We start from the raw sequence: 16,327 nt of genomic DNA on the forward strand, positions 1-16,327 counted from the left end.
CGGGCAGCGGCTTGCCACGGGCGCACCAAGCTAGAGGCCGAAGATGGAACGAGACAGACGCGAGACGTTCGGCTCCCGCTTCGGGCTCGTCGCGACCATGATCGGCGTCGCGGTCGGCCTCGGGAACGTGTGGCGCTTCCCGTACATGGTGGGGCAGTTCGGGGGGGCCCCCTTCGTGGCCTTCTACGTCCTCGCCGCGGTGCTGATCGGCGTCCCCGCGCTCATGGCCGAATGGACGCTGGGCCGGCACACCCGCCGCGGCCCGGTCGGCGCGTTCGAGTCGGCCGGTCTCCCCTTCGGCCGCGCCCTGGGCTGGATCTTCTTCGTCGGCGTCACCGCCGCCACCGGCTACTACTCGAACGCGCTCGGCTGGGTGCTGTACCACGCCCTGGCCGGGCTGCTGTCCGGCGTCGGCATCGAACTCGACGCGGCGGCGATCCTCCCTCCGGAGGATGGGTTCTCGCTCCGCTCCTTCTTGTTGCAGTGCGTTTGCACCGGCGTCGTCCTCCTCACCTGCGCCGCACTGCTGCGAAGGGGCCTGCGGGGCGGCATCGAGAAGGCGAGCCGGTTCATCGTCCCGGCGCTCCTGGCGGGGTTGCTGATCCTCATCGTCCGCTCGTTGACCCTTCCGGGCGCGGGCGAGGGCCTGCGCTGGTATCTGGGCGCGTTCGACCCCGGGGCGCTCACCCCGCCCGTCATGTTGGCGGCGCTCGGTCAGGCCATTTTCAGCCTCTCGCTGGGCGGGACGTTCATGGTCGTGTACGGCTCATACCTGAACCGCCACGACTCGCTGCGGGGCAACGCCGTCCTCACGGCGGGCGGCGACCTGGGCGCCGGTCTCCTGGCCGGGCTCGTGATCTTCCCCGCCGTGTTCGCGTTCGGCCTCGAACCGGGGAGCGGCCCCGGCCTGCTGTTCGCGACGCTGCCCCAGGTGTTCGCTCAGATCCCGGCCGGCGCCGTGTTCGGGACGCTCTTCTTCCTCGCGCTGTTCGGCGGCGCCTACCTCTCGGACGTGGCGGCGCTGGAAGTGCTGGTGGCCGGCGTGACCGACAACACCCGCCTCGACCGTCCGCGCGCCGTGGGCCTCACGACCGCGGTCGTGTTCGTGTTCGCGCTCCCCCCGATGATCAACATGGGCGTGTTCACGCCCTGGGACCTGACCTTCGGGTCGGGCTTCCAGACGCTGGGCGCCCTCCTCTCGGTCGTCGCGGTGGGCTGGGCCCTCGACCGCTCCGAAGTGCTGCGGCAACTCGCGGCGGGCGAGGATCAGCGCTCAAAGCGGGGGGTGCCCCCGATCTGGCTCTACTACTGGCTCCGGTTCGTCATCCCCGCCGCGATCCTCGCCGTCGGCGCGTGGTGGCTGCTCAGCGATGTGCTGGGCGTCTTCGCGGGGGCGTGAATCCCTGCGGGCAGAGGATCCGGCCCGGACGACATGCCGGGAACGTGCGCTCGCCACCGAGGGTACGATCCGCCTCCAGCACGCGATCCGGCGTGTTCGCGCCGGTTACGCGGCGAGCTTGGTAATAAATGGTCCCGGCTCCTCGTCGCGCTTCCCCGGCACCGGGAGATCGACTAACCTTGACCCAAGGTCATCCCGTGGACTTGGCGCACAAAGGCGGAGGGCATGAGATACAGGCCGGACGAACACTCCTCGCACGAGTACGAGGTGAAGAACGTCTACATGCAAGATTCGTCCTTTAAGGCAGTCGTCTTCTATCTTCCGGCAGGCCAGGAAGTCAAGATTTCATTGCATGACATTCTGAAGAAAACGAATCTCTGGCTCGAGCCGACCGAGTCGGAACCAGAGCGGGAGTACCATGTGTTCTTCGAAGTGGAACCCAAGGAGGCCGATGGCACGGTGGATCTCTACATGAGCAAGTTCAACGCAAGACGTGAACCACGCGGCGATGAAGTGCGTTCCACTCCCGAGCCTCGTCCTCCTTTGAACGGAGAGGGTCAGTGATGTCAACGATGACCGTGCTACGGTCCGACGACGCTCCTTCATTCGTACGGTATAATCCGACTCGCGCCCAAGAGTCCTCTTTGGGTGACCTCAGTCGTTTGGTGGCACAGCTACAGCTCGACCATATGCGCACGAGTCTCCTCACTGACCATGCGCCGCAACAATGGGCCGAGTTACATAGATTGCTCACCGTCTTGAACGCGTACGCAGAGCGAGTTGCGACGTTGCGAGAATACGGAGAAGCAGACGGAATCACGCTCCGGGCGGAGTCCGAGGACGCTTTTTTGAATTTCATCAAGTCGAACGCCTATACTCGACGAGCATCTCTAGTGCTTCTCGACAACGGGAATCTCCGGGCAGTGTGGAAAGACGATGATGGCGGTCATGTCGGCGTCCAGTTTCGTGGAGGGCAGGCTGCAAGCTATGTGATATTCAAGCGCCGAGATCATGGTGCGGACGTTTCTCGCGTGGCCGGCAAGGACACATTGGATGGCGTCAGAGGGCAGATTCGAGCCTTCGGGCTCGACAAACTCATGAGCGGATGAGAGGCGACGAGCTGCCCGACGACAGCCATGTGGTACGCTACACGAAACCGACGCTGGTCAGGGAAGATGAATCCGTGGGGGGCGAGACGTTCCAGCTTAGGTCCGGCGAAGAGAGCCTGTCCGTGAACTGGCTCGAGTGTTTTCCCGGCATCTCGAAGGCGCAACAAGTTGACGAGGTGCGGCGACGGAGCCGGCTGCAGTTGCGTCCCAATGGCTGTCTTGCCGAACTACACGCCGGCCGGACGAAACGACATGTGCATGCGGAACTCGCGAACCTTCGCTTCGTGCACGACCCGTTGCCGGCGGAAGGTGAGTTCGAACCCGATCCCTCCCACAGCGAGATAGCGGGGTTGCCCGCAGCCGACTCTCCGGAAGCCGAACTTGTCGGTGACATGATTGCGGAGTGCGTGACGGCGGTGCATCCGTCCGTCGGCTGAGTCCGTGCCTTCGGTGAACCGGGGGCCGTCGAACGATGGCTGTCTCGCGGGAGAGGCGGGAGCACGACGAGAACTCGAGGTCGGACCAAAAGGTGTGTAAAAGGCATCAGGCGGCGATCCTCCGCCGACCTTGAGGGACGGGCTTTCCGTCCTCGAACCTCTTCCCTTCGTAGACATCTCCGAGCAACTGGGGAGCGTTCAGCTTCCGGAAGCGCTTCTCGGCCACGAGCAGCAGCCTCCAGATCAGCGCGGTGGCGTTGTCCACCCGCTTGAACCGCTTCGCGGCCGTGGTGCGCAGCCGAACCGAGGCGAAGGGGCTCTCGACGATGTTGGTCGTCCTCAGGTGCCGCCAGTGCGGCTCGGGGAAGTCGTGGAAGGCGGTCATGCGGTCCCAGTCGTCCTCGAGCACGGACACGGCCTCCGGTTGCGCGGCCCCGTAGCGGGCCCCGAACGCGTCGCGCGCCGGCACCGCCTCCGCCCGCGACGGCGCGTGGGCCACCGCCCGCAGCAACGTCTTCGCCTCGGCCTGTTCTCTTTTCGGCAGCCGGTCCAGCACGCCCGTCGTCTTGTGGTTCCAGCACCGCTGCTCGGCCGCCTCCGGCCACACCTCCCGCGCCGCGCCCCAGATCCCCAGGTTCCCGTCGGCCACCAGCAGCTTCGGGGTTCCCAGGCCCCGAGACTTCAGATCCCTCAGCACCGACGCCCACGACTCGGTCGACTCCCGGTAGCCGGGGACGACCGCCAGCACCTCCTTCGTCCCGTCGCTCATGGCGCCGATCACCACCAGCAGCGCCGCCTTGTCCCGCTCCAGGCCCGCCTTCACGTAGATCCCGTCCGCCCACGCGTACACGACCTTCCGGTCCCCCAGCGGCCGCCGGCGCCACGCCTCGTACTCCGCCGTCCACTTCACGCGCAGCCGGCCCACCGAGGTCTTCGACAGCGGCGCCCCGTCGCCCAGAAGTCCCCTCGGGGGCCATCATCGAGGGATTGCCGCCCCCGGAATTCGCGACCGTCATCGACACTGCGGGGCGCGTGATCGTCCGAGACAGCATCGACGGCGCCCGCGCCGTGCGGGAGCAGCACGCCGCCGGGTACGACTTCATCAAGGTGTACAACAACGTGCCGGCGGCGGCCTACCGGGGCATCGTCGCCGAGGCGCGCGGACTCGCCATACCGGTGGCGGGACACGTGCCCTTCGAGGCGGGACTCGAGGGTGCCCTCGCGGCCGGCCAGGCCAGCATCGAATACCTGCGCGGCTACATCTGGCACCTCGTGCCCGACGACGCGCCGGCCCAGCCCGGCCCCGACCTGCGATCGCGCACGCTCGCCTGGGCGCACGGAGACCCCTCGCGGATCCGGGCGCTCGCCGAGCGCACCCGCGAAGCCGGCGCGTGGAACGTTCCGACGCTCTCCGTGCGCATGATCATGAAGCCGGACCACCTCGTCGACGCCTACCTCGCCTCGGAAGAGGCTTCGCACATGACCGGGGACATGCGCACCTTCTACACCGAGCGCATGTCGATCCCGTGGCTGAGCAACTTCACGTCGGCCGATTTCGAAGCCGCGATGGATGGTTTCGGGGTGGCCGATTCCCTGATCCGCGCGCTGGTGGCCGTCGGAGCCCCCGTGATGGCCGGCACGGACACTCCGCCACTCGGCTTCGCCCTCCATCGCGAGTTGGAGGAACTGGTCGCCGCGGGTCTTTCGCCGTACGAGGAGTTGCAGAGCGCCACGGTCAACCCGGCCCGCTTCCTCGATCGCGGCGAGGGCGCCGGCATGGTGGTCGAGGGCAGCCCCCTGGAAGCCATCGGAAACACGCGTCGGATCGCGGGAGTGGTGCGGCGGGGCGAATGGCTCGACCGGGCCGCACTGGACGCCATGCTCGATGAGGCCGCGGACCGATGACCGCACCGACACGCCGTGGCGGCGAATTGAGATGCCGGCCCGACGGATCCCGCGATCGGCGCGGGAGCGTGACCCCTCGCTGAGCAACAGTTAACGTGGTTCGGTTACCACCCCGACGCCGGCGACCCGGGGTGATCTGATTCCCGCCATCGCCGGAAAGGTGGAGACGATGAGACGATTCGGGGCCACACTCCTGGGGGCCGTGCCGGCGTTGGCTCTCGCCGCGAGCGGTGCGATCGCCCAGGAGCTCGACGAGATCTGCCCGGACGCGCAGCTCGGCACGGGCGCACTTTGGGGTCTCGTGGCGGACGCGGAAGCGGGCATCGGCTTGCCCGGCGCGACGGTTGTCGCGACGTGGGAGAACGACGGCGACGCGGTGCGGACCGAGGGACAGACCGCGCTCGACGGCGGCTATGTGCTCTGCCATGTTCCGCTCGGTGTCGAGGTGGCGGTCCAACCCATCGCGGCGACCTTGGGTGGGGCCGTCGTCGTCACGACCCTCACGGACGATTTCCTGAGGGTGGACCTCAGCTTCACGCTGGCGGATGCCGACGGGGACGACCGTCTGTGGGCCTGTCCCGACTCCCGCGTGGATCCAACCGGCCGTATGAGAGGATTGCGCCTCTTGCGCTGCGACTCCGATTGGGAGGCGTTCGAGGCGTGCCCCCGGGAGGAAGAGCACGGCGAGGTGGAGGCGGCCGTTCCCCTGGCGTCGCGGGTCATGGCGCTCAGCGCCGCAGAGATCGCCGCGCTCCAATCCGGGCGGCGCAGGCTGGATGGAGGGGCGGGCTCCGGTTCGGGACTCCGCGAGGCCATCGGAAAGCTGGTGGCGGACGCGAAGCGGCTGGGCGCCAATGCGCTCATCAACTGGGACCGCGAAGGGGCGACGCTTACGGCGAAGGCCGTCACGATCACGGTGGACCCCTCCACCTGCAACTGATGCTCGGGCAACTTCCGCGGTAACGGCGTCCGACCGGCCGCGCGCACAGAGGCGCGGTCCGGGGGTGCGGCGTAGATTGAGGCCATGCATCCGCACGAGTTGACGCCCGCGCAGCGTGCTGCCGCGGAGGATCCGGACAGGCTCCCCGGGCTCGCCGACGCCGAGTTCACGGCGCTGGGTCGCCGTGCGCGCAAGGTCGACGGGCTGCGCAAGACGACCGGCCGCGAGATCTACACCGACGACATCGTCCTGCCGGGGATGCTGCACGGGAAGATCCTGCGCTCCACGGAGGCGCACGCGCGGATCGTCGCCATCGACACATCGGCCGCCGAGGCGCTCGAAGGCGTACACGGCGTCATCACCGGCCGCGACATGCCGACGCCGTACGGGATCATCCCGTGGACACGCGACGAACACGCGCTGTGCGTCGACAAGGTGCGCTTCATCGGCGATGCGGTGGCTGCGGTGGCGGCGGTGGACGAGGACACGGCGAACGCGGCGCTGGAGCGGATCCGCGTCGAGTACGAGCCTCTCCCCGTCTATCTCTCCCCCGGGGAGTCGCTGAGTCCGGAAGGCGCGGCGGAGCCCATCCACGCGCCGCGAAAGTCCGGCCACAACGGCAACATCCTCAAGCACGTCCACCTCGAGTTCGGGGACGTGGACGAGCGCATGGCCCGGGCCGACGTCACGGTGGCGGGCGAGTACTTCTTCCACGGGACGACGCACACGCCGATCGAGCCGCACTGCGCGATCGGCCGACTCAATCAGGACGGCCTGCTGGAGGTGTGGTCCTCGACGCAGGTCCCGCACTACCTGCAGCGGGAACTCGCACGCGTGCTCGACCACGACGTGGCGAAGCTGCGCGTCGTCCAGCCAGCCGTGGGCGGCGCCTTCGGCGGCAAGTCGGAGCCGTTCGACCTGGAATTCTGCGTCGCCCTCCTCGCCATGCGCACCGGCCGTCCGGTGAAGATCCTCTACACGCGAGAGGAGGTGTTCTACTCGCACCGCGGCCGCCACCCGATGCACATGAAGTACCGGCTCGGCGCCTCCCGAAACGGGAAGCTGATGGCGCTCGACGCGAAGACCGTCCTCGATGGCGGCGCCTACGCGTCGTTCGGCCTCGTGACCACGTACTACTCGGGGCAGCTCCTCACCTCGCCCTGCCACATCGAGTCCTACCGCTTCGACTCGACCCGCGTGTACACCAACGTCGCCCCCTGCGGCCCCAAGCGCGGCCACGGCTCGGTGCAGCCGCGCTTCGCGTACGAGATCTCGCTCGACAAGATGGCCGAGAGGCTCAGCCTCGATCCGTTCGAACTCCGCCGCCGCAACTTCATGGGCACGGGCCGGACGGTGAACGAGTTCAAGGTGCGCTCGAACGGGTTCCTGGAGTGCCTCGAGGCGGTCGAGCGGGCGAGCGACTGGAAGCGGCGCTACCGGCAGCTGCCAGGCGGCCGGGGTCTCGGGGTGGCCGCGTCCTCCTACATCTCCGGCACCAACTATCCCATCTACCCGAACGAGATGCCCCAGGCGGCGGTGCAGGTGCAGATCGAACGCTCCGGCCGGGTTACCGTCCTGCACGGCGCGTCGGAGATCGGACAGGGTTCCGACTCCACCATGGCCTACATCGCCTGCGAGGAACTCGGCGTGCCGCTCGACTACGTGCGCGTCTTCTCGGCCGACAGCGACCTCACGCCCGTGGACCTCGGCGCCTACTCGTCGCGCGAGACCGTCATGGTGGGCAACGCCTGCGTCGAGGCCTGCCGGACCCTCCGCGCGCAGGTGACGGAGGCGGTCGCCGAGGCGTGGGGCGTGCCCGCCGGCCGGGTGCGGCTGGCCCGCGGCTGGGCGTTCGACCGGGAAGCCCCGGAAGATGCGGACCGAAGGCTCCCGATCTCGGAGGCGTTCAATCTGGCCGAGGCGAAGTTCGGGCTGCTGGGCGCCGTCGGCTCCTACAACACCCCGAAGGACGTCCACGGGGAGTACCGAGGCGGGACGATCGGTTCCTCCCCCGCCTACTCCTTCACCGCGCATGTGGCCGAGGTAGAGGTCGAGGAGGACACGGGCGTCGTCGACGTGAAGCACATCTGGGTCGCGCACGACTGCGGGCGGGCGCTCAACCCGGTCCTCGTCGAAGGCCAGATCGAGGGCTCGGCGTACATGGGATTCGCCGAGGCCATCTTCGAGGAGCAGGTCTTTCGCGAGGGGGAGGTGGAGGGCGGGCTGCACATGGCGCCGTCGCTCCTCGACTACCGGATCCCCACGTCGATGGACTGTCCGGAGTTCGAGGCTCTCATCGTCGAGTCCGTGGATCCGGAGGGACCGTACGGCGCCAAGGAGGCGGGGGAGGGGCCGCTCCACCCGTCGCTCCCCGCGATCGCGAACGCGATCTACGACGCGGTTGGGGTCCGTATCGACGCGCTGCCCTTCACGCCGCAGCGGGTGTGGCGGGTCCTGCGCGCGCACGCGGCGGCGGCCGCCCGCGAGGATGTGGCCTGAACCGCGACCGCACCCCTGCGCCTCCCACCGGGATGAGACAGTTCGTCCGGCAGCTGGGAGTCGAGACGCGAGGGAAGGGCCTGTACGAGATCACGCGCCCGATCCTCGAATGGGTGGCCCAGCTGGAGATCGAGACGGGCATGCTCACCGTCTACATCCGCCACACCTCGGCGTCTCTCACGATCCAGGAGAACGCCGACCCGGATGTCCTCCTCGACCTCGAGACGTTCTTCGCCCGCCTGGTGCCCGAAGATGACCCCGTCTATCGCCACACGATGGAGGGGCCGGACGACATGCCGGCCCACATCCGCGCGGCGCTGACGCAGACCCACCTGGCCATCCCCCTCGTCGATGGCGCGCCCGCCCTCGGCACCTGGCAGGGGATCTACCTGTTCGAGCACCGACGCCGCCCGCATAGCCGGACCGTGGTTCTCCACGCCACCGGCGCATGACCCCGGCTCGAGCCGTGTAGCGCGGGAGTACCCTTGTCCGTGTTGCCCTCGTCCCCGTCGCGACAGCGCCGTATTCTCCTGTTCGGTCTTGACCTCGAACCGAGCGGCCGTGTTGGGGTTTCATACTGTGTTGACAGCCGTACTTAGGGTGAGTACAAGAACCCCGGGTCGACCCGGCGCAGGAGCGCATTCATGGCAGAGCGTTTGCTGAACGTTGTTAGGGGCTTCGGCTCCATCTTTGACTTGTGGCCAGAGACGAAGGATGACGATTTGTATCCGTACGATGCGGATACCGTGATTCGTCGCAGCTGGGAAAGGACGGGCGGGGCGATTTGGCACGCAATCGAAGAGTTTGAGGATGGCGAAGAAGAAACGCCGCCGAACGGATTCGCGGGCGATAACCGAGAGAAGTCCAGGAGAGCCGACCGCCCGAACACCTGATGCTGTCGAGCGCCCTGTGGCGTCGGATGAGCCCGGTCGCGGGACCCTGATCGCCAGCTCCCGAAGCGTCACGATCAAGGGGCCACTCCCACCGCCCCAACTCTTGCAACAGTACGAAGAATTCGTTCCCGGTTCCGCGGATCGTATCATCCGAATGGCGGAGAAGGCGTCCGAGCACGAGATCCAAACCGGCACGAGGGTTGTTCAAGGCGTCTTCGCCGAGCGACGACGGGGACAAATGGTTGGGGCCGCCGTCGTGCTCGCCGTCTTGGCTTGCAGCGGATGGACGCTGTACCTGGGCTACGAAGGTTTTGCGATGACACTGGGCGGCTGGACGCTTGTAGGTGTTGCCGCAATCTTCGTCCTGGGTCGCCTTCCCAACTGGTTCCGGGGTTTCCGGGGTCAGAAGGACGAAACCAAGCCCCCGGGGCAGCACCTCGAACCGCACCCATCTGCGGAGGGTGTCGCCGAGGACTCCGACTGGCCACCCGCCCGGAATTGATTCCGGGTCTGGACAAGCCAACCCAAGCCGTGCCCGCCGTGAGTTCGTGTTAGCCCTGAGCTGTCGGCGCGGCGAGGTGTCCGGAAGGGCCGTATTCCGGGCGTTCCTGGTCCTTGCCGTCGCTGGGACGGCGGCGTGCGGCGACGGGAGCACTGAACCTGCGCTGACCCGGCCCCCGACCGTGATCGGCACCGCGCCCGATCTGGAGCTGGCTGCGGGGGACGCGGCGACGCTGGACGCGACGGCCTACTTCAGCGCTCCGGAAGGGGATGTCCTCTCCTACGAAGTCCGTTCGTCGGATCCGGGTGTGGCCGCCGCCGAACTGTCCCGCAGCACGGTGCGGGTGATTGCGGTGTCCCGAGGCACGGCGACGGTGACGGTGACGGCCCGTGACCCCGAAGGACGGGCGGCCGCGCTTCGATTCGAGGTGACGGTGCCGAACCGGGCGCCGCTGGCCGCGGGCCCGATCTCCGCTCTGACGCTGACCGCAGGAGATACGGTGCGCGTGGACCCGTCGGAATACTTCACCGACCCCGACGGCGATCCGCTGGTGTACGAGGCGGCGTCTTCGGACCCGGCTGTGGTGAGCGCAGCTGCGGTGGACGACACGGTGCGAGTCGTCGCACTCGCACGGGGGAGCGCGATCGTGACCGTGACCGCCCGCGATCCCGGCGGCCTGACCGCGACCTTGTCGTTCGGCGTCGAGGTCCGGCCAACCGGGGGCGCATTCGACATCACCCTCGACTTCATCGGGTCGGCGACCGAGCCGCAGCGGGCCGCGATCCTCTCGGCCGCGGAACTCTGGATGTCCGTCCTCGCCGACACGGAGCTTCCGGACGTGCCCGTCGGCGACCACCTGGAGTGTCACGGCGCGCGCACATCTGAGCCGGCGGGAACCATCGATGATCTGCTGGTCCTCGTTGAGTTCCGCGACATCGACGGTCCGGGGAGGACGCTTGCCCAGGCGGGCATGTGCCGGCTTCGGGACGGGTCGATGTTGCCGGCCGTCGGCGTCGCATTCTTCGACGTGTCGGACTTCGACGATCTCATCGGATCAGGCGACGCGATGGAACTGGCCGTCCACGAGATCGCCCACACGCTGGGGTTCGGGCTGCTCTGGCCCCGTCTCGGCCTGCTTCGCGATCGTTCCTTCGGCGTGGGGGCGATCGACACTCACTTCGTGGGTCCCCTTGCGCTCGCCGCGTTCGACGAAGCGGGCGGAGCGGACTACACGGGCGGCGCGAAGGTCCCGGTCGAAAACCTCGGCGGGGGTGGGAGCGCGAACCTCCACTGGCGGAGTTCCGTGCTGCGAGGCGAACTCATGCGGCCGCTCAACGCACTCGGCGCGCCGGAGACGTTCAGCGCGATCACGATCCAGTCGATGGCCGATCTCGGCTACACGGTCGATGTCAGCCTCGCGGAGCCGTACACGCTCCCCGCCCGGCGGGCGGCCGCGGGCGAGGAAGCGGGCCGCGTGGTCAACCTGGGCGACGACGTGCTGACCGGTCCGCTACAGGTGGTCGATCCGGCTGGCCGCGTCGTGCGAGTCCTCCGCAACCGCTAGCTGCCGGCCTGGATAGGACAAGAGCACTTGGCAACCGATTCATTCAGGGCAAGAGACAAACGTGGCACTGTGGCGCACATACTCTGATCAACAGTCAGGAGACCTGCTTTGTCAGGTCAGCCCGGCGCGCCTCGCTCCCGGACCCCGCTACGGCCGCATGCCCGCGCGAGGCCGGGTTCGCGCGGCCCACGCGCGCTTCGTTGACAGAGCAAACCCCGGATTTCCATGCTCAGGCTGAGCGAGCCACGTCTCGGCAAGAAGAGGAGGACTGCGGCATGGAGGCACCGGATTCGGGCAGCCGATCCCCCTTCACGTCCTTCCCCGACGGCTGGTTCCTCCTCGAGTTCTCGCGCGACATGCCGGCCGGTAAACCTGTCTGCCGGCTCAGCCTGTTCCCGGCCGAGGAAGTCAACGGCTTCGCCTTCGCCCGGTCGAGTCTCTCGACCTCATCGGAGTAGATCACCATGCTGCGCAGACTACTCTTTGGATCCAGTTTCAGGATCATCGTCACCATCGCCGTTGTTACGGTAGGGGGGGTGGCGCTTCTGCGCTCGCTGGCCCCTGAGCCCGAGAGCCGGGAGCCGCCTCCGCAGGTTCCGTTCGCGCAGACCGGGCGAGTGTCGGCAGGGTCGGGCGCCATACCGGTGTACGGGTCCGGAACGGTACGACCAGGCGCGGAGATCGACATCGCGCCGCAGGTGGGCGGCAAGGTCGTCTGGGTGGATCCGGGGTTCCAGGGCGGAGGGCGGGTGCGGGCGGGACAGACGCTCTTCCGCATCGAGGAGGCGGACTATCTGTACCGCCTGCAGGAAGCCGAAGCCAATCTCGCCTCCAGGCAGGTTGCATTCCTCCAGGAGCAGGAACAGGCGGCGATCGCCCGCGCCCAGTACGAGCTCTATGCCGACCGACGAGGGACGGGGGCAGCGCCCCGCCCGAGGCGAGTCCGCTCACGCTGAGGGAGCCCCAGCTGGAGGCGGCTCGTGCCGCGCTGAGCCGCGACGAGGCCCGACTTGCAGACGCTCCGGGAGCGCTCCGGGCCGCTCGCCTACATGGCGGGCAACGGCATCGCGGCCAACCTGTTGATGTGGGGCATCATCGCCGCCGGACTCATGTCGTGGACCGGCCTCGAGCGGGAAGCATGGCCCACGGTCCCCTTCTACCACATCGAAGTCTCGATGGTCTATCCCGGCGCCACCCCGGAGGAGGTGGAGGAGTCGATCGTCGTCTGAACGGTCTTGCGGGTTGCGACGAAATACCACCCCTCGGGGAATGCCGGCAGCCCATCGACGCGATTCGGCGGCCATCTCCTTATCTTCGTGTTCATGTGTCCAGAGTTCTCTTGAATGCCTGCTCCCCCGGCAGACGAGCCCACGGGATTGGACCCGCCCGCCTTCCTCCCTTTCCACGACGAACTCCCGGAAAACTTCGCCCCAACGGTCTTCTTGAGTCAACCAAGCCCTGAGAGGCGGTTTGTCCGGGGTGAGTCGAGACGTAGTTTTCCGAAAGAGCCGTGCGGTTCCGGGGATGGCCGGATGGCAGGAACCGTTGTCGCGGGAGTGAGGAACCTGACGATGAAGATCGACTGCAGCCCCCGTGTGATCTCGCTCCTGCTGCTGGTCGCGATCTCGGCCACCTCGCCGAGCGTGGCTTCCTCGCAAACACCAGCGGGCGTTCCGTCCGATCTGGCCGCCCTATCGGTCCCCCGCTTCGAGATCGCCCGGTCGCCGATCGAACTCTCGGGGCCGGTGCGTCCGGGCGAGTATCTTGGCGTGACCGGACCCCGGTCGGCGTGGCTGGGGCTTGAGACCGGTGAGGCGGAGTTGTGGGTCCATCCCCTCAAGGTCGGGAACCGGTTCCGACTCGGCTTCTCGACCGCGGCCTACGGAGCGCCCATCCCCGGCAGCGCGGTCGCCCGCACCGTCCAGCTCCGACCCGAGCTCGCGACCATCACATACAGCCACGCGGCGTTCCAGGTGCGGCAGCACATCCTCGCCCCCGCCGACGTCCCCGGCCTCCTGATCCTGCTCGAGGTGGACAGTCCCGAGCCGCTGGAGATCACCGCGGAGTTCGAGCCGGTGCTGAACTACATGTGGCCGGGGTCGGTCGGAGGGCAGTACGCCTATTGGGACGCCGGCCGGCGCGTCTTCGTGCTTTCGGAGAGCCTGCAGGCGCAGAACGCCGTGGTCGGGTCCCCCTGGGCCGTGAACTCGGTGGAGCATCCCGCCCACCAGCTGGGGGAGGCGCCCCGCACCATGGTGATCCCCGTCGACCCGGAGAGGGCCCGGCGCGAGTTCATCCCCATCGCTGTGGCGGGCGGGACCATGCCCCGCGAGGAGGTCTTCGACAGCTACGAGCGGATGATCTCGAATGCCCGCTCCCTGTACGACGCGAGACGGGCGTGGGCCGACTCGGTGCTCGCCTCAACGGTCTCCATCGAGTCGCCGGACCCGGAGCTGGATCTCGCCCTCGAGTGGGCGAAGATCAACCTGGAGGAACAGCGCGTTTGCAACCCCGACCTCGGCTGCGGGTTCGTGGCCGGCTGGGGCCTCTCCGGCAAGGGGACGCGCCCGGGCTTCGGCTGGTTCTTCGGCGGTGACGCGGCGATCAACACCTTCGCCATGGACGCCCTCGGCCAGTGGGAGCTGGTGGCGGAAGAACTCGCCTTCCTCGCGAGGTACCAGCGCGAGGACGGCAAGATCACGCACGAAATCTCGCAGGCGGCTGCGCGGGTTCCGTGGTTCGACGTCTACCCGTACGCGTACTATCACGCGGACACGACGCCCTACTGGATGGTGGCACTCTACGAGTACTGGCGCGCGAGCGGCGACGACGAACTGCTGCGGGAGCTGTGGCCCGCGTACCGGCGCGCGTGGGCGTGGTGCCTCACGGCCGAGACCGACGGCGACGGCATCATCGAGAACACCGTGGGTGGGCTGGGGGCCGTGGAGGTCGGCGGTCTCGGGGCGGCGCTCCACCAGGATATCTACCTGGCGGGGGTTTGGGTCGCGGCTCTCGAGGGAACCAGGGCGCTGGCCGAGCGCATGGGCGATGCAGAGATCGCGGGTCGGGCACGGGAGATCGCTCCCGATGCGCGGGCGACCCTCGACGACGCGTATTGGCTTGAGGAAGCGGGCCATCATGCCTTCGGGATCCTCGCAGATGGCCGCACCAACGACAACCTGACCGTGTGGCCCGCCACAGCGGCCGCGTTCGGTCTCTTCGACGAGACGCGTGCCCGGTCGACGCTGACCCACCTCGCAAGCGACCGGGTGTCCTCGGACTGGGGCGCGCACATGCTCTCGACGGAGAGCGATCTGTACCATCCGCTCCAGTACAACATGGGCACGGTGTGGCCCTTCGTGACCGGGTTCGTGGCATGGGGCCAGTACCGGTACCGGCGGCCGTGGGCGGGCTTCCACCTCATGGACGCGGTGAAGCAGATGACCTTCGACTGGAGCTTGGGGCGTCACCCGGAGCTGTTGTCGGGGTCCTTCTACCAGCCCCTCGACCAGACCGTCCCGCACCAGTTCTTCGCCACATCGATGCTCGCGACGCCTCTGCTCCGGGGTGTGCTCGGATGGGAGCCCGATGCGCCGCTTGGCCGCGCTCGGCTCGCCCCGCAGCTCCCGCCGGACTGGCCGGAGGTGACGGTTCGGCGCCTCCGGGCCGGGGGGACGACGACGGACGTGGCCATCCGCCAGCGGTGGACTTCGGCGGGCGGGGAACGGCGCACGACGCTGACGACCACCGGGCCGCCGCTGACGTTCGACTTCGTCCCCGACGTGCCGGCGGGCGCGCGGGAGGTGGCGGTCCGGGTGAACGCCGTCGACACGGAACTCGGGCCAGACGGCAGCTTCGAGGTGATCACCGGCGCCGGGACCCAGACGGGCGAGCGCGCCGAGATCGTCGTGACCTGGGAAGGCGGCCTCGCCGTGTCGCCACCCCGGGTTGCCCTCCAGCCCGGCCAGCGGAGCACCGGCCTGCGCATCCTCGACTTCGCCGCCGACCCGGGCGGGTGGACCCTCTCGGTGGAGGGGACGGCCGGTCGCACCTACGACATCTCCCTGTTCGGCACTCCGGTAGCGTCCTCCGTCACGAGCGGCTCCGTGCGCGTCTCGGATTCCGGGCCCGGAGTCGTCAGGATCGGGTTCGCCGAAGGCGAGGCGCGCGCCGCAGCGACCGTCCGCCTGATCCCCCGAATGTAGCGTCAGTCAGACATCGATATGCGGGCGAATGTGTGAATGTCGAGCCTCTCTTTTGAACATACTTCTGCACAAAAAAGAATGAATGACGATAACTACCAGGAATCGACTTATAGTCGAGGCAAATCTCCGCGCCGGGGTCAGCCGGCAGTGCGGTTCCGGAAGGGAAGATACAGCGCGAGGAAGAGCGTGATCGCCAGCGGCTCGAGGAGCAGGATGTACCACGGCCAGCCCGGGAAGTAGTCCAGTATCGAAGCCGTCGGCGGCTTGTCGATGACGTACAGGTAGTTCGATCCGAGCAGCCGGTTGAGGGGATACATCACCACGGCGTACAGGTTCAGCAGGCCGAGCGCGAGCCACGGGTCGCGCGCCGTCGGCCGGTAGCCTTCCACCTTCACCGCCCAGATCCCCGCCATGACGAGGATCGCGTGGGACGCCATCGTCTCGACGAAGGTGTAGTGCCAAACGCCGAACGTCGCGTCCGGGGTCAGCACCGCCTGCACCGCGCCGGCGATGCCGAAGAAGTACATGATATGGAGGGTCCACGGGCGCCGGGTCCACAGCCCGTACACGGTGATCCAGGACATGACGCTGCACAGGTGCAGGGCCAGGTCGGTCTCCACGACCCACAGCCCCACGGACGCCTTCCACGCATGCTTCGTGATGCGGAAGAGGATGATGGTGGCGATGATCCCGATCCGCAGACGGCGTCGTCCGCGTTCGTCGGCGGCCATGCCGGCGCGGATCAACCAGAACCCGACCAGGGTCAGGATGCCGGACGCCACCAGATGCGCCGGGCCGAAGAGATCCAGCGGCTGCAGCTCCGTCCCGAAGAACTGGCCCATGTCAGCCCCTCACATGCTTCGGCCCGTGGCCG

At 68.0% G+C, this 16,327-nt stretch carries 16 protein-coding genes and 1 pseudogene; 15 read left to right on the plus strand and 2 right to left on the minus strand.

Translation table 11 applies throughout. The features are described from left to right. Window positions 1-43: 43 nt before the first annotated feature. From ACPXY0_RS16275 to ACPXY0_RS16290, 4 genes are all read left to right on the plus strand, one after another. Entirely contained in the window at window positions 44-1,399 is a 1,356-nt protein-coding gene (locus ACPXY0_RS16275) for a sodium-dependent transporter (protein ID WP_423926344.1), read from the plus strand. Window positions 1,400-1,666: 267 nt separating this feature from the next. Further along, on the plus strand, window positions 1,667-1,963 hold the full coding sequence (locus ACPXY0_RS16280) for a hypothetical protein (RefSeq protein WP_423926346.1): 297 nt from the start codon (window positions 1,667-1,669) through the stop codon (window positions 1,961-1,963). Window positions 1,964-2,145: 182 nt separating this feature from the next. Then, window positions 2,146-2,508 carry a hypothetical protein gene (locus ACPXY0_RS16285; RefSeq protein ID WP_423926348.1) on the plus strand — a complete coding sequence of 121 codons (363 nt, stop codon included), beginning with the start codon at window positions 2,146-2,148 and terminating at the stop codon, window positions 2,506-2,508. After that, window positions 2,505-2,945 (plus strand): hypothetical protein, encoded by a 441-nt coding sequence (locus ACPXY0_RS16290; protein WP_423926350.1) that lies wholly within the window; start codon window positions 2,505-2,507, stop codon window positions 2,943-2,945. The genes ACPXY0_RS16285 and ACPXY0_RS16290 overlap by 4 nt, the downstream gene beginning before the upstream one ends. Window positions 2,946-3,051: 106 nt before the next feature. Here the strand turns inward: ACPXY0_RS16290 and ACPXY0_RS16295 are convergent. Further along, window positions 3,052-3,912 (minus strand): annotated as a pseudogene (locus ACPXY0_RS16295) (IS256 family transposase); the annotation flags it as partial. A gap of 20 nt (window positions 3,913-3,932) precedes the next feature. Here ACPXY0_RS16295 and ACPXY0_RS16300 point away from each other — a divergent pair. The 11 genes from ACPXY0_RS16300 (at window position 3,933) to ACPXY0_RS16350 (ending at window position 15,453) form a co-directional block, all read left to right on the plus strand. Next, on the plus strand, window positions 3,933-4,850 hold the full coding sequence (locus tag ACPXY0_RS16300; RefSeq protein WP_423926352.1) for an amidohydrolase family protein: 918 nt from the start codon (window positions 3,933-3,935) through the stop codon (window positions 4,848-4,850). Window positions 4,851-5,019: 169 nt separating this feature from the next. Continuing rightward, the gene (locus tag ACPXY0_RS16305) at window positions 5,020-5,790 is read left to right on the plus strand and encodes a hypothetical protein (RefSeq protein ID WP_423926354.1); all 771 of its coding nucleotides are present in this window, start codon (window positions 5,020-5,022) and stop codon (window positions 5,788-5,790) included. Window positions 5,791-5,874: 84 nt separating this feature from the next. Next, window positions 5,875-8,289, plus strand: a complete 2,415-nt coding sequence (locus tag ACPXY0_RS16310; RefSeq protein WP_423926356.1) for a xanthine dehydrogenase family protein molybdopterin-binding subunit — start codon at window positions 5,875-5,877, stop codon at window positions 8,287-8,289. A gap of 32 nt (window positions 8,290-8,321) precedes the next feature. Beyond that, a complete protein-coding gene (locus tag ACPXY0_RS16315) occupies window positions 8,322-8,741 on the plus strand; it encodes a secondary thiamine-phosphate synthase enzyme YjbQ (protein WP_423926358.1) in 420 nt (139 codons plus the stop codon). A 192-nt stretch (window positions 8,742-8,933) separates the two neighbouring features. After that, complete coding sequence (locus ACPXY0_RS16320) at window positions 8,934-9,182, plus strand: hypothetical protein (protein WP_419943609.1); 249 nt, start codon at window positions 8,934-8,936, stop codon at window positions 9,180-9,182. Beyond that, entirely contained in the window at window positions 9,100-9,684 is a 585-nt protein-coding gene (locus ACPXY0_RS16325) for a DUF2335 domain-containing protein (RefSeq protein WP_423926360.1), read from the plus strand. The genes ACPXY0_RS16320 and ACPXY0_RS16325 overlap by 83 nt, the downstream gene beginning before the upstream one ends. A 76-nt stretch (window positions 9,685-9,760) precedes the next feature. Continuing rightward, window positions 9,761-11,248, plus strand: coding sequence for a leishmanolysin-related zinc metalloendopeptidase (locus ACPXY0_RS16330; protein WP_423926362.1), 1,488 nt, complete (start codon window positions 9,761-9,763; stop codon window positions 11,246-11,248). Window positions 11,249-11,523: 275 nt separating this feature from the next. Beyond that, the gene (locus tag ACPXY0_RS16335) at window positions 11,524-11,706 is read left to right on the plus strand and encodes a hypothetical protein (RefSeq protein WP_423926364.1); all 183 of its coding nucleotides are present in this window, start codon (window positions 11,524-11,526) and stop codon (window positions 11,704-11,706) included. A 6-nt stretch (window positions 11,707-11,712) separates the two neighbouring features. Then, window positions 11,713-12,204 carry a hypothetical protein gene (locus ACPXY0_RS16340; RefSeq protein WP_423926366.1) on the plus strand — a complete coding sequence of 164 codons (492 nt, stop codon included), beginning with the start codon at window positions 11,713-11,715 and terminating at the stop codon, window positions 12,202-12,204. A gap of 54 nt (window positions 12,205-12,258) precedes the next feature. Then, window positions 12,259-12,477, plus strand: a complete 219-nt coding sequence (locus ACPXY0_RS16345) for a hypothetical protein (RefSeq protein WP_423926368.1) — start codon at window positions 12,259-12,261, stop codon at window positions 12,475-12,477. A 303-nt stretch (window positions 12,478-12,780) separates the two neighbouring features. Next, window positions 12,781-15,453, plus strand: coding sequence for an amylo-alpha-1,6-glucosidase (locus tag ACPXY0_RS16350; RefSeq protein ID WP_423926370.1), 2,673 nt, complete (start codon window positions 12,781-12,783; stop codon window positions 15,451-15,453). Between the two features lie 137 nt (window positions 15,454-15,590). Here the strand turns inward: ACPXY0_RS16350 and ACPXY0_RS16355 are convergent, their stop codons facing one another. After that, complete coding sequence (locus ACPXY0_RS16355; RefSeq protein WP_423926372.1) at window positions 15,591-16,295, minus strand: TIGR02206 family membrane protein; 705 nt, start codon at window positions 16,293-16,295, stop codon at window positions 15,591-15,593. Window positions 16,296-16,327 lie beyond the last annotated feature (32 nt).

Source organism: Candidatus Palauibacter sp. (genome assembly GCF_965237495.1).
Taxonomy (GTDB): Bacteria; Gemmatimonadota; Gemmatimonadetes; order Palauibacterales; family Palauibacteraceae; genus Palauibacter.

Bases quoted from the DNA above. Each gene is read 5' to 3' on its own strand.
- ACPXY0_RS16275 (WP_423926344.1), top strand. From the start codon at position 44: ATGGAACGAGACAGACGCGAGACGTTCGGCTCCCGCTTCGGGCTCGTC.
- ACPXY0_RS16290 (WP_423926350.1), top strand. From the start codon at position 2,505: ATGAGAGGCGACGAGCTGCCCGACGACAGCCATGTGGTACGCTACACG.
- ACPXY0_RS16305 (WP_423926354.1), top strand. From the start codon at position 5,020: ATGAGACGATTCGGGGCCACACTCCTGGGGGCCGTGCCGGCGTTGGCT.
- ACPXY0_RS16310 (WP_423926356.1), top strand. From the start codon at position 5,875: ATGCATCCGCACGAGTTGACGCCCGCGCAGCGTGCTGCCGCGGAGGAT.
- ACPXY0_RS16315 (WP_423926358.1), top strand. From the start codon at position 8,322: ATGAGACAGTTCGTCCGGCAGCTGGGAGTCGAGACGCGAGGGAAGGGC.
- ACPXY0_RS16320 (WP_419943609.1), top strand. From the start codon at position 8,934: ATGGCAGAGCGTTTGCTGAACGTTGTTAGGGGCTTCGGCTCCATCTTT.
- ACPXY0_RS16325 (WP_423926360.1), top strand. From the start codon at position 9,100: ATGGCGAAGAAGAAACGCCGCCGAACGGATTCGCGGGCGATAACCGAG.
- ACPXY0_RS16335 (WP_423926364.1), top strand. From the start codon at position 11,524: ATGGAGGCACCGGATTCGGGCAGCCGATCCCCCTTCACGTCCTTCCCC.
- ACPXY0_RS16340 (WP_423926366.1), top strand. From the start codon at position 11,713: ATGCTGCGCAGACTACTCTTTGGATCCAGTTTCAGGATCATCGTCACC.
- ACPXY0_RS16350 (WP_423926370.1), top strand. From the start codon at position 12,781: ATGGCAGGAACCGTTGTCGCGGGAGTGAGGAACCTGACGATGAAGATC.
- ACPXY0_RS16355 (WP_423926372.1), bottom strand. From the start codon at position 16,295: ATGGGCCAGTTCTTCGGGACGGAGCTGCAGCCGCTGGATCTCTTCGGC.